This window comes from Candidatus Tokpelaia sp. (assembly GCF_008636115.1).
Classification (GTDB): Bacteria; Pseudomonadota; Alphaproteobacteria; order Rhizobiales; family Rhizobiaceae; genus QLZD01.
This window is the reverse complement of record NZ_QLZD01000024.1, coordinates 1-13,945: the sequence shown is the minus strand read 5'-3', so window position 1 is coordinate 13,945 and position 13,945 is coordinate 1. Positions and strand designations below refer to the sequence as shown.

Below are 13,945 nucleotides of genomic sequence, written 5' to 3'. Positions count from 1 at the left end.
GTACACATGAGTCCGCCGGCACTCTGTCTTCAACTTCAACTGACGCCGTCAACGGCACACAGTTGAACACGACTAATACCAATGTGACCGCCAATGCCGGCAATATTGCCACAAACACCGGCAATATCACTGCCAATACGACCGATATTGCTACCAACAAAACCAATATCGCTACCAATGCTACGGCGATTAACACAGTTGCTACCAACACTAATAGCTATCTTGGCGGCGGTGCCAATGTCTCGGCCGGAACAGCGCCGACCTTCACCGTCCAGGGCACAAACAGCAATAGCGTTAGCGGTGCATTCGCTGCCGTTGATACTAATTTGAGCACCATCAATACCAGCCTGACGAGCATTACTGATAGCGTCAATAACGGCACGATTGGCCCTGTGAAACGCTCCACCAGTGACACAAACAGCCTGGTTCTGACTGCTTCCAACGGCACCGCCGCTAGCCCCGGCAATAGCCAGAAGCTTACCAATCTGGCCGCCGGCACTCTGTCTTCAACTTCAACTGACGCCGTCAACGGCACACAGTTGAACACGACTAATACCAATGTGACCGCCAATGCCGGCAATATTGCCACAAACACCGGCAATATCACTGCCAATACGACCGATATTGCTACCAACAAAACCAATATCGCCACCAATGCTACGGCGATTAACACGGTTGCTACCAACACTAATAGCTATCTTGGCGGCGGTGCCAATGTCGCCAACGGCACAGCGCCGACCTTCACTGTCCAGGGCACAAACAGTAATAGCGTTAGCGGCGCCTTCGCAGCCGTAGACAGCAGCTTTAATAGCGTCAATAACAGCCTGACCAATATCACCAATAATATCAACAACGGCACGCTTGGCCCGGTACAGCGCACCGGTAGCGATAATCTGGCGCTTGTTGCCGCTGACGGCACCGCCGCTAGCCCCGGCAATAGCCAGAAGCTTACCAATCTGGCCGCCGGCACTCTGTCCAGCACCTCAACCGATGCCGTCAACGGCAGACAATTATATACAACCAATGCCAATGTAGTCACCAACAGAGACAATATTGCCACAAACACCGGCAATATTCAGACCTTGTCAGACAGTGCTGTTAAATATGATGACAGCACAACGAAAGGCACTATTACCCTTGGCGGTGCCGGCGGCACTAAAATTACCAATGTCACTGCCGGGACTCTGTCCGCCACTTCAACCGATGCCGTCAATGGCAGACAATTATATACAACCAATGCCAATGTAGCCACCAACAGGACCAATATTGCCACAAACAAGGCCGATATTCAGACTCTGTCAGATAGCGCTGTCAAATATGATGACGGCACGACAAAAGACACTATTACCCTTGGCGGTTTCAGCGGCACTAAAATTACCAATGTCACTGCCGGTACTCTGTCCGCTACTTCTACCGATGCCGTCAATGGCAGACAATTATATACAACCAATACCAATGTAGCCACCAACAGAACCAATATTGCCACAAACAAGGCCGATATTCAGACCCTGTCAGATAGTGCTGTCAAATATGATGACGGCACGACAAAAGACACTATTACCCTTGGCGGTTTCAGCGGCACTAAAATTACCAATGTCACTGCCGGTACTCTGTCCAGCACTTCTACTGATGCTGTCAATGGCGCGCAGTTGAACGCAACCAATACTAATGTGACCACCAACAGGAACAATATTACCACCAACAGGAACAATATCGCTACCAATACTACGGCGATTAACACCTATCTTGGCGGCGGCACCGATGTTACGGCCGGAACAGCCCCGACCTTCACCGTGCAGGGCAGCGGCTATAACAGTGTCGGTAATGCTTTTGCTGCCGTGGATACCAGCATTGACAGCGTTAATACCAATATCAGCAATCTGACCAATAATATTAACAATGGCAGCCTTGGCCCTGTCCGCCGCACCGGTGGTGATAATCTGGCGCTTATTGCTGCCAATGGCACCGCCGCTAGCCCCGGCAACAGCCAGAAGCTTACCAATCTTGCTGCCGGTGATCTGTCTGCTACTTCAACCGATGCTGTCAACGGCAGCCAGTTGAACGCGACTAATACCAATGTGACACAAAATGCTACCGATATTGCGACCAACAAGACTAATATAGCTGCCAATACTACGGCGATTAACACGGTGGCAACCAACACCAATAGCTATCTTGGCGGCGGTGCCGATGTCTCGGCCGGAACAGCCCCGACCTTCACCGTCCAGGGCACCGGCTATAACAGTGTCGGTAATGCTTTTGCTGCCGTAGATACCAGCATTGACAGCGTTAATACCAATATCGACAATCTGACCAATAATATTAACAATGGCAGCCTTGGCCCTGTTCGCCGCACCGGTGGTGATAATCTGGCGCTGATTGCTGCCAATGGCACCGCCTCTGCTCCCGGCAATAGCCAGAAGCTTACCAATCTGACCGCCGGCACTCTGTCTGACAGCTCAACAGATGCTGTCAACGGCAGCCAGTTGAACACGACTAATACCAATGTAACGACCAATGCGACCAATATCGCCGCTAACGCAACAGACATTGCTACCAACAAAACCAATATCGCCACCAATACTACGGCGATTAACACGGTTGCCACCAACACTAATAGCTATCTTGGCGGCGGTGCCGATGTTGCGGCCGGCAATGCTCCGACCTTCACCGTCCAGGGCACCGGCTATAACAGTGTCGGTAATGCTTTTGCTGCCGTGGATACCAGCATTGACAGCGTTAATACCAATATCGACAATCTGACCAATAATATTAACAATGGCAGCCTTGGCCCTGTTCGCCGCACCGGTGGTGATAATCTGGCGCTGATTGCCGCTGACGGCACCGCAGACGCTCCCGGCAACAGCCAGAAGCTTACCAATCTGACCGCCGGCACTCTGTCTGACAGCTCAACAGATGCTGTCAACGGCGCACAGCTTTACGCTACTCATAGCGCTATAGATGCTAATGGCGAGCAAATGGCTAAATATCTGGGCGGCGGTGCCTCCTATACATCGCCTTTCGGCACTTCCGCAGCCGCTATTACGGCGCCGACTTACGCTATCCGCTCTTATGACAGCAGCGGTGCGGCCGCCGGCAGCGACTATAATAATGTCGGCGATGCCTTTGCTGCTCTGGATTCCAGCCTGTTCGGCGTTAATTCCAGAGTGGTTCAGAACACCACAAGTATAACCACAATCAATAACCGGCTTACCGATATTGATAATGGCAAAAGCGGTGTTGTCCAGCGCACAGACGACACAACTCTGGCCCTTATCGATAATGATGGCGGAACAGCAACTCCGCAAAAGCTCACTAATGTTGCCGCCGGCACGATTGCCTCTGGCTCAACAGACGCCGTTAATGCCGGTCAGCTTTTTGATACCAATACTCGCATTGACGGCATTGATACCCGGGTCGGCAATGTTGAAAACCGTGTCGGCAATATAGAAGACACGATCGGCACTATTGGCGATGCGGCTGAAAATGCTGTGAAATATGACAAAGGTGCAGATGGCAAAAAAACCAACAGTGTTACCCTGGTGGGGGCTGATGCCTCTACCCCGGTGGCTCTCCACAATGTTGCAGCGGGCACAGTGGCCAAAGGCTCTACCGATGCTGTCAATGGTGGCCAGTTGAGCGATACCAAAGACGAGCTGAATGCCAATATCAGCACGACAGCGGCGACAACACTGAGATCTGCCAATGATTATACTGATATGCGCGTTAATAATATTACGACTGATGCCGTCGATCAGGCCAACAGATACACGGATATGCGTTTTGACCGCCTGCGCCATAAAATTCATCATGTCCGTGATGAGGCTCGTTCTGCCGCTGCTATCGGCCTCGCCGCTGCTTCCCTGCGCTTTAGCGACAGGCCGGGCAAGATCAGCTTCGGTGTTGGCGGCGGTTATTGGAAGAGCGAAGGCGCTGTTTCCTTCGGTGCCGGGTACACCAGTGAGACGGGTCGTTTCCGCAGCAATATTACCGGCACGGTGGCTAACAGCACTATGGGTATTGGCGGCGGCCTGACTTTTGAACTTAACTAAACGGCCAGGAAAACGGCAAATATCAAAGCCGGGAAACGGCAAAAATAGAAACTGGGCTGAATATTCAGCCCAGTTTTTTTATTAGAGCGGGGATTATTTCAAATAAATCCCCCACAAGGCCATAATCTGCTACCTGAAAAATCGACGCTTCCGCATCTTTGTTAATCGCCACAATCACGCGGAAATCCATCATACCCGCCAAATGCTGCACGGCACCGGAAAGGCCGATAGCAATATAGAGATCAGGCGAAACTACACGGCCTGACTTTTGAACTTAACTAAACGGGCAGGAAACCGGCAAATATCAAAGCCGGGAAACGGCAAAAATAGAAACTGGGCTGAATATTCAGCCCAGTTTTTTTATTAAAGCGGGGATTATTTCAAATAAATCCCCCACAAGGCCATAATCTGCTACCTGAAAAATCGGCGCTTCCGCATCTTTGTTAATCGCCACAATCACGCGGGAATCCATCATACCCGCCAAATGCTGCACGGCACCGGAAAGGCCGATAGCAATATAGAGATCAGGCGAAACTACACGGCCTGTCTGCCCGATTTGCCGATCATTAGGGGCAAAACCCGCATCTACCGCCGCCCGGCTGGCACCAATCGCCGCCGGCAATTTTGCTGCCAGCGGCTCCAGCAGATTTTTGAAATTTTCTGCCGTGCCAAAACCGCGGCCGCCGGAAACAATAATTTTAGCCGTGCCGAGGCCGGGCTCCCCCTCTTTTTTATCACCTTTTTCATCAATAAAGCGGGTAGGAACAGGCAAATCCTGCGGTAAAACCAGCTTTTCTTCTGCCCCTTGTTCTGTCTCAGCCATTGCCGGTAGAGGGAAAGCACTTGCCCGCACAGTTACCACTTTTTTATCTGCTAAAGCGCGCACAGTCTCAATCACATTGCCGGCATAAATCGGCCTTTTAAAGGTGTCGGGCGCCGGCACAGCAATAATGTCGGAAATTTGTGCCACCTGCAACAGACCGGCCAGGCGCGGCATAATATTTTTGCCGTAACTTGTTGCCGCTGCCATAAAAACAGTGTAAGCCGCGGCCATGCTCGCCAGCAGGGCGGCAACAGGCTCGGCCAGCCCATGTTCCAGTGCCTCTTGCTGCGCCTTTGGCGCGGCCTGTGTTTCTGCCAGCAGCAACCGGCGCAAAGCGGGCAGGCGCCGGGCAGCGCGCCGCAAGGCAGCGGGGGCGTTGCCTATCAATAGCACATCAATGGGCATATGCAATTTTTGCGCCGCGCTATAGGCCCTGGCTGTTTCAACAGCAAGCCCGTCTTTATTCCATTCGGCCAGCAGTAAAACCGCCATTATTTTCTCCTCTGCTTTATCTTTCACTATAATCTGCCAATATTGAGCCACACCCGGCAAACGGGCAGCAGGCTTTAGTTGATTACCCTGTCAGCCCGCAATCTGGCGAGTAATGCCTCTACACTGTCAAGCTTGATACCGGCTTTGCGCGCCGGCGGATAATTGAGTGCCAAAACTTGCCATTGCGGGTGCGGCACTATCCCAAGCTCAGCCAGAGAATGCTGTTCTATTGGCTTTTTGCGCGCTTGCATAATATTGGCCAGGCTGGCATAACGCGGCTCATTAAGGCGTAAATCGGCAGTTATTACCGCCGGCAGGCGGACAGCCACGGTTTCAACACCGCTATCTGTCTCACGCTCAACCACTGCTTCCTCACCTTTTATCGCCACAGCAGAGGCAAAACTTGCCTGCCCCCAGCCCAACAGGCCGGCCAAAATCTGCCCGGTCTGATTGCTGTCATCGTCAATCGCCTGCTTGCCCAGCAGCACCAGCCCTGCTTGCTCCATTTGCGCAATTTTGCCCAGAATACGGGCAATATCCAGCGGTTGCGGCATTGGCTCCGCTATAATCTGCACAGCGCGATCCGCCCCGGCAGCCAGCGCCGCCCGCAACACATTTTGCGCCGCCGGCGAGCCGACAGAAACCGCAATCACCTCACGCGCAGCACCCTTTTCCCGCAGGCGCACAGCTTCTTCCAGGGCGATTTCGTCAAAAGGATTCATCGACATTTTCAAATTATCAAGATCAAGCGCCAGACCGCCATTATCCTGCTTGAGCCGCACTTTGACATTATAATCCACGACTCTTTTTACGCCGACAATAATCTTCATCTCTCTGCCTTAATTCTTAAGTCTGCTTTACTCTGTATGGCCGCGGGGCAAAACCGCCCCGGCCGGCTTTATTATATTACGCGGCGCAGCCCAAGGTAAAGGCAGAAACTGTTCCGGGCTTTGCAAACAGCAAATCCGCCCTATATGCCCCTTTCGGGGTTCCGTTTGTCATGCCCCTCCGGATTCTCATATAAATAAATCTTGTCACAAATGTATAACAGGGAAGCCAAACCCGTAAATAAAGTGGCCTGGAGCATGGAAAGAAACCACAAAAGCAGTGACAGCGTTTGCTCTCACAGGCAGGCAGGCTGTGTCGGCGGTCGCTGGCGGCCTTTTTCCTTGCGCCTTTTATTATTGGCCTCAGTGGCTCTCAGCCCAATATTGGACATAGCAGCGACACAGCAAACAGCACAGGCGGCGATTGTCGGCAATGATCTTGATATTGACAGCAGCGGCAATGATTCTATCGGCCGCCAGACCGGCGGCGCCGGCCTTACCCCGGTTATTGCCTCGCAAAATTCTATCGCTATGGTCGGAGACGGCGACTGCCATGCCTTAAGCGGGGTCGGTCTCGCCGATCGTGTTTTTAATTCCACCACCATATGGGGCGATAAAGACACAAACCGCACCGGCGGCGTTTACGGCTTTGGTGAGCAAAAGCCTGTCAGCAATGCCGCCAACGGTCTCACCGGCGGCACCACCAATAGCGGCGGCAATCTCAGCACGTCCGGCGGCAATGGCGCGCCCAGCAGCCAGAACAGCTATAACGGCCTGCGCTATTTTCAAGGCTCTAATGCCGGTGCCGGCCAAACCCAGGGCAGCCGCTCCTGGTATGCCAGCAATGACGGTTTTCGCACCGGCTATATTCAAAACGGCCCAGGCTATGCCACAGCAGGCAGCGGCACTTCCAGCAATCCCGCCGCAGGGGCAGCGGCAACCCAGGCATTGGGGGTTAACTCAGTGGCTATTGGCTGTGATGCCCGTGCCAACGGCTATGGCGCCTATGCTATGGGCTGGGGCGCATGGGCCAGCGGTGCCGGCGCTACTGCTTTCGGTATCAATTCCCGCGCTACCGGCCAGGGTTCGCTCGCTTTCGGTATTGCAGCCCAGGCAACGGGGGAAGATTCTATCGCTCAAGGCTCCCTAGCGGTCGCCTCCAATAAAGGCACGACCGCCATTGGCGCCTTGACTACCGCTTCCGGCACCAATTCCACCGCTATCGGCGCCGGTGATACGACAGAAGGCACCGGCGCTCAGGCTACCGGCGATAATAGTGTTGCTCTGGGCTATAAAACTCGGGCTACCGGCACTAATGCTACCGCTATCGGCGCAGGTGATGCCTCTAATTCCGGCGCTGCCGCTACCGCTGCTTCTGCCACCGCTCTCGGCTATAAAGCCTCCGCCTCAGTGGCAGATAGTGTAGCTCTCGGCTCACAGGCTGCTGCCGCCACTGCCGCCGGCATTACCGGTTATGATGCCGCAACCGGCGCAGCTTCTGCACAAACCGGCGCGGCCTGGGTCTCTACCCTTGGTGCCGCCAGTGTCGGTGATGCCTCTAACAGCCTGACGCGTCAGATTACCGGTGTTTCCGCCGGCGCGGCCGATACAGACGCCGTCAACGTCGCCCAGCTTAAAGGCCTGGCAGAGGTTTCTATCCGCTATGATGATGACAGCCGGGCAATGCTCACCCTTGCGGGCAGCAGCGGCACAAAGCTCACCAATCTTTCTGCCGGCACATTGTCTGACAGCTCTACCGATGCTGTTAACGGCAGCCAGCTTAATGCCACCAATGCCAATGTAAGCACCAATGCCGCCAATATTGCCGCTAATACCGGCGATATTGCTACGAACAAGGCCAATATCGCCGATAACACGGTCGCTATCAATTCCGTTGCCAGCAATACCAGCGACTATTTTGGCGGCGGCGCTGATGTCAGCAAAAATATCTCCCCCACTTATACGATTCAGCGCAGTGTGTCCAATAATGTCGGCGATGCTTTCAAGGCTGTGGATAACAATCTTGACATGGTTAATACAGATATTACTACTAACACAAACAATATCGCCACCAATACGGCTAATATTCAGACCCTGTCAGACAGTGCTGTCAAATATGATGACAGCACCAGTAAAGACAGCATTACGCTTGCGGGCAGCAGCGGCACAAAGCTCACCAATCTTGCTGCCGGCACTTTATCTGATACCTCAACCGATGCTGTTAATGGCAGCCAGCTTAATGCCACTAATAATAATGTAACTACCAATGCCGGCAATATCGCTACTAACACGACTGATATTGCCACAAACACCGGCAATATCGCCACGAACACCACCAATATTCAAACCCTGTCAGATAGCGCTGTCAAATATGATGACAGCACAGCCAAAGACAGCATTACCCTTGCCGGCGCAAGCGGCACCAAAATCACCAATGTGACCGCCGGCACTTTGTCTGATACCTCAACCGATGCTGTTAATGGCAGCCAGCTTAATGCCACTAATAATAATGTAACTGCTAATGCCGGCAATATTGCCACAAACACGACTGATATTGCCGGCAACAAGACCAATATCACGGCTAACACCACCGCCATTAACACCGTGGCCGGCAATACCAGCTCTTACCTTGGCGGCGGTGCCGATGTCGCGGCCGGCACAGCCCCAAGCTATACAGTGCAGGGCGCTACCGCCAATAATGTCGGCGATGCCCTCAAGGCGGTAGACAGCAGCTTTAATAGCGTCAATAACAGCCTGACCAATATTACCAATAATATTAACAACGGCTCTATCGGCCCCGTCCGCCGCACCAGCGGTGATAATCTCGCCCTTATTGCCGCTGACGGCACCGCAGACGCCCCCGGCAACAGCCAGAAGCTTACAAACCTCACGGCCGGCACTTTGTCTGACAGCTCTACTGACGCCGTCAATGGCAGCCAGCTTAATGCCACTAATAGCAATGTAACTGCTAATGCCGGCAATATCGCTACTAACACCACTGATATTGCTACAAACACCACCAATATTCAAACCCTGTCAGATAGCGCTGTCAAATATGATGACAGCACTGCCAAAGACAGCATTACGCTTGCGGGCGCAAGCGGCACAAAGCTTACAAACCTCACGGCCGGAACTCTCTCTGATACCTCGACTGACGCCGTCAATGGCAGCCAGCTTAATGCCACTAATAATAATGTGACCACTAATGCCGGCAATATCGCCACGAATACCACCGCCATTAACACAGTCGCAACCAACACCAGCTCTTACCTTGGCGGCGGTGCCGATGTTGCCGCCGGCACAGCACCCACTTATACAGTGCAGGGCGCTACCGCCAATAATGTCGGCGATGCCCTCAAGGCGGTAGACAGCAGCTTTAATAGCGTCAATAACAGCCTGACCAATATTACCAATAATATTAACAACGGCTCTATCGGCCCCGTCCGCCGCACCAGCGGTGATAATCTCGCCCTTATTGCCGCAGACGGCACCGCAGATGCCCCCGGCACCACACAAAAACTCACCAATCTTTCTGCCGGCATAGTATCTGCAACTTCTACTGAGGCCATTAACGGTGCTCAGCTTCAATCTGCCTATGACCAATCGACAAGAAACAGTCAGCAGGTGGCAAGCTATCTGGGTGGTGGAGCAGCTTATGCCGGCTATGATAACTGGACAGCCCCCAGCTATACAATTCACTCTATCAGCACTACCGGCGCAACTACCAGCGCCCGTTACGATAATGTCGGCAGTGCTTTGGGGGCAATGGATAGCAGCCTGAGCAATGTTAACAACCAGGTAAACCAGAATAAGCAGGATATAAACACTATCAACAACCAGCTCGGCGATATTAGCAACGGCAAAAGCGGCCCTGTCCAGCGCACAGACAGCACAACCCTGTCGCTTATCGATAGTGATAATGGCACAACAACCCCGCAAAAGCTCACTAATGTGGCTGCCGGCACGATTGCCGCAGGCTCCACCGATGCTGTTAACGGCAGCCAGCTTAATGACACTAACACCCGCATTGATAACACTAATACCCGCATTGACGGCATTGATAGCCGTGTCGGCAATATAGAAGGGCAGATCAAAAATATCGGCTCGGCGGCCAATGCCGTGCAATATGACACAGATTCAGACGGCAATAAAACCAACAGCGTCACCCTGCAAGGCGCTGATGCCTCTACCCCTGTCGCTCTCCACAATGTCGCCGCCGGCACCGTGGCCAAAGGCTCAACCGATGCTGTTAATGGCGGCCAGCTAAGCGATGCCAAAGACGAGCTGAATACGTCTATTGACAATACCAAAAAAGAGCTGACCACTTCTATCAATGATACGGCAGCGACAACGCTGAAATCCGCCAATGATTATACAGACAGCCGCATTAACAATATCACTACAAATGCAGTTGAACAGGCCAATCACTATACGGATCTGCGCTTTAACCGCCTCAATCACCGGCTTGATAATGTTCGCGATGAGGCTCGTTCTGCCGCTGCTATCGGCCTCGCCGCCGCTTCCCTGCGCTTTAGCGACAGACCAGGCAAGCTCAGCTTCGGCTTTGGCAGCGGCTACTGGAAAAGTGAGGGTGCTATTGCTTTCGGCGCCGGCTATACCAGCAATACCGGCCGTTTCCGCAGCAATATCACCGGCACAGTGGCTAACGGCGCTATGGGGGTCGGCGGCGGTGTGACTTTTGAATTTAACTAAAAGCCGATAGCCCTGCCGGCGCCATTAACAATAAAATAAGCTGCAATTATCCATAAATAATTCATAGATTTTTTCACCGGCAAAATTTCTCTTTCGCCGCTTTAATCTCCAGGCTCTTTAGCCACACCCGGTTTTTTTGCCATTTTCGCCCTGCAAAAGCAAAAAAAACTTATGGCAGAGCTTTAGCTGTTCTCGCAAAGAATGTTTCAATTTCTGGCAAAAAATATGCTAGTATACTGCTTCTGTTGCAAAAATAACACTTTATCTATTGCAAAAGACGCCAAAATTAAAATTGTAATTTACAAAGAACTATACTGCCTTTATAGACACTTCATCACAAAAAACTGTGTTGGTTGCTTTAATTTACCTTAAAAGGAGTCTCTTGCTGTCATTTAAAGCAGTATTGATTGCTCTAATCGGCGCAGAAATATTCAAAAGCTGGAACGCATGAAGGGATAAGCGGGGAATAAAATGGTTCAGAACAAGCAGCGGGGTCGCGCGAGCGGCAATGTTTCTCGTCGTAGTGAAATTGTGTCTTTTAGCGGGGTTAAGCGGCGCAGCCTGCCTTTGCGCCTGGCGCTTCTGGCTTCAGTTGCCTTCAGCCCAGTGCTGGATACGGCCATTACCCAACAGGCTGCGCAGGCAGCTCTTGCCGCCACTGACCAGGGCTTGATCAATAATACCGCCGGCACAGCTACTGACAATGGCAGCTCCGGCGGCCTTGGCGCTTCCGCTTCAGCAAACTCTATTGCTATGGTCGGCGATGCCGATTGCGGCCGCCTGACCGGCACGACTCAGACGGCCAATAGCGGCATTTTTGATGCTGCCAGCATCTGGGGCAGCGGCAATACTGCCCGCACGAACGGCCTTTATGGCTTCGGTACGGAAACTCAAGCGCGAAGCTATAGTTACGGCAGCAACCAGGGCGCCGGGCAGACACAAGGTTATACGCAATATAATACTTCCAGCAAGACATTCGGTAATATTGTCGCCAGCACTAATCGTAATGTAGCGCAGACTCAGGCCTGGGGCAGCAGTGCCAATGCTATTGGCTGCGACAGCCAGGCCAACGGCTTTGGCGCCCAGGCTATGGGCTGGGGCGCCTGGGCCAATGGCGCCGGTTCTGTTGCCTTCGGCATTAATTCCCGCGCGACCGGCCAAGGCACTTTGGCTTTCGGTATCGGTGCTACTGCTACCGGTGAAGATTCTATCGCTCAGGGCACATTGTCTACAGCCAGCAGCAAGGGCGCTATTGCCTTTGGTGCTTTGACTACCGCTTCCGGCACTAATTCTACCGCTATCGGCGCGGGTGATACCGCCACCGGCACAGGGGCGCAATCTACCGGCGATTATAGTGTGGCCTTAGGCTACAAAACTCAGGCGACCGGCACTAATGCTACCGCTATCGGCGGCGGTGATGCCTCTAATACCGGCGCTGCCGCTACCGCTGCTTCTGCCACAGCTCTCGGCTATAAAGCCTCCGCTTCCGTTGCCGGCGGCGTAGCTCTCGGCTCACAGGCTGCTGCCGCCACCGCTTCCGGGGTTAGCGGTTATGATGCCGCAGCTGATGCAACCTCCACCGCTACCGGCGCGGCCTGGGTTTCAACCCTCGGTGCCGCCAGCGTGGGTGATGCCTCTAACAGCCTGACGCGTCAGATCACCGGTGTTTCCGCCGGCGCGGCCGATACAGACGCCGTCAATGTCGCCCAGCTTAAAGGCCTGTCGGAAATTGCAGCCAAATATGATGACAGCGCAACCAAAAGCAGCATTACCCTTGCCGGCGCAAGCGGCACCAAAATTACCAACCTTGCTGCCGGCACATTGTCCAGCACCTCAACCGATGCTGTCAACGGCACGCAGTTAAACACGACTAATAGCAATGTCGGCAAAAATACTGTCGAGATTGCCAGCCATGCGAGCGATATTGCCGCAAATGCTGCCGCTATCAGCACCAACAGAACAAATATCGCCACGAATACAACCAATATTGCGACCCTGTCAGACAGCGCCGTTAAATATGATGACAGCGCAACCAAAAGCAGCATTACCCTTGCCGGCGCAAGCGGCACCAAAATCACCAATGTGACTGCCGGCACATTGTCCAGCACCTCAACTGATGCCGTCAACGGCACACAGTTAAACACGACTAATAGCAATGTCAGCACCAATGCCGGCAATATTGCCACCAACACCACTGATATTGCTACCAACAAGACCAATATCGCTACCAATGCTACGGCGATTAACACTGTTGCTACCAACACTAATAGCTATCTTGGCGGCGGGGCTGATGTTGCTGCCGGCACAGCGCCCAGCTTCACTATTCAGGGCACCAGTTACGGCACTGTCGCTAATGCTTTCACAGCGGTAAATAGTGCCGTTACCACAGCCAACACCAATATTGCTACAAACACCGGCAATATCGCTACCAATAAGACCGACATTGCCACCAATGCCGCCGATATTACAACAACACGCAACGCGGTAGATAGTAATGGTGAGCAAATGGCCGCCTATCTTGGCGGCGGTGCTTCCTATAGCTCTCCTTTTGGCGTCTCGGCAAGTGCTATCACAGGGCCCACTTACACTATCCGCTCTTATGACAGCAATGGTGCCGCCACCAGCGCCGATTATGGCAATGTCGGTGATGCCTTCACCGCTTTGGACGACAGCGTCTACGGCGTCAATAGCCGGGTAGTGCAAAATACTGCCAATATTGCGACCAATACGAGCAATATCAGTAATCTGACCACTAATATTAACAATGGTAGCCTTGGCCCGGTTCGCCGCACCAGCGGCGATAATCTCGCCCTGATTGCTTCTGACGGCACAGCAGACGCTCCCGGCAACAGCCAGAAGCTTACTAACCTGACTGCCGGCACATTGTCCAGCACCTCAACCGATGCTGTCAACGGCACACAGTTGAACACGACTAATACCAATGTGACCACTAACGCCGGTAATATTGCCACAAACACCGGCAATATCGCTACTAATACGACCGATATTGCTACCAACAAAACCAATATCGCTACCAA

5 protein-coding genes and 1 pseudogene are annotated in these 13,945 nt (G+C 53.0%); 3 read left to right on the top strand and 3 right to left on the bottom strand.

Translation table 11 applies throughout. The features are described from left to right. A partial coding sequence (locus DPQ22_RS04015) for a YadA-like family protein (protein WP_150213383.1) occupies nucleotides 1-4,052 on the top strand: 4,052 nt, incomplete at its 5' end. 64 nt (nucleotides 4,053-4,116) lie between these two features. Here DPQ22_RS04015 and DPQ22_RS04010 read toward each other — a convergent pair. The 3 genes and pseudogenes from DPQ22_RS04010 to DPQ22_RS04000 all read right to left on the bottom strand — a co-directional run. After that, nucleotides 4,117-4,326 (bottom strand): annotated as a pseudogene (locus DPQ22_RS04010) (electron transfer flavoprotein subunit alpha/FixB family protein); the annotation flags it as partial. Between the two features lie 72 nt (nucleotides 4,327-4,398). Then, nucleotides 4,399-5,367, bottom strand: a complete 969-nt coding sequence (locus DPQ22_RS04005; protein ID WP_150213378.1) for an electron transfer flavoprotein subunit alpha/FixB family protein — start codon at nucleotides 5,365-5,367, stop codon at nucleotides 4,399-4,401. Between the two features lie 74 nt (nucleotides 5,368-5,441). Then, nucleotides 5,442-6,197 carry an electron transfer flavoprotein subunit beta/FixA family protein gene (locus DPQ22_RS04000; protein ID WP_150213376.1) on the bottom strand — a complete coding sequence of 252 codons (756 nt, stop codon included), beginning with the start codon at nucleotides 6,195-6,197 and terminating at the stop codon, nucleotides 5,442-5,444. 255 nt (nucleotides 6,198-6,452) lie between these two features. Between DPQ22_RS04000 and DPQ22_RS03995 the strand changes: the two genes are divergently transcribed. Continuing rightward, a complete protein-coding gene (locus DPQ22_RS03995) occupies nucleotides 6,453-10,907 on the top strand; it encodes a YadA-like family protein (protein WP_190323139.1) in 4,455 nt (1,484 codons plus the stop codon). A 471-nt stretch (nucleotides 10,908-11,378) separates the two neighbouring features. After that, nucleotides 11,379-13,945, top strand: a 2,567-nt coding sequence (locus tag DPQ22_RS03990) for a beta strand repeat-containing protein (protein ID WP_425305143.1), incomplete at its 3' end; no start/stop codon positions are given.

Coding starts and splice junctions, on each gene's coding strand:
- DPQ22_RS04005 (WP_150213378.1), bottom strand. CDS start 5,367: ATGGCGGTTTTACTGCTGGCCGAATGGAATAAAGACGGGCTTGCTGTT.
- DPQ22_RS03995 (WP_190323139.1), top strand. CDS start 6,453: ATGGAAAGAAACCACAAAAGCAGTGACAGCGTTTGCTCTCACAGGCAG.
- DPQ22_RS04000 (WP_150213376.1), bottom strand. CDS start 6,197: ATGAAGATTATTGTCGGCGTAAAAAGAGTCGTGGATTATAATGTCAAA.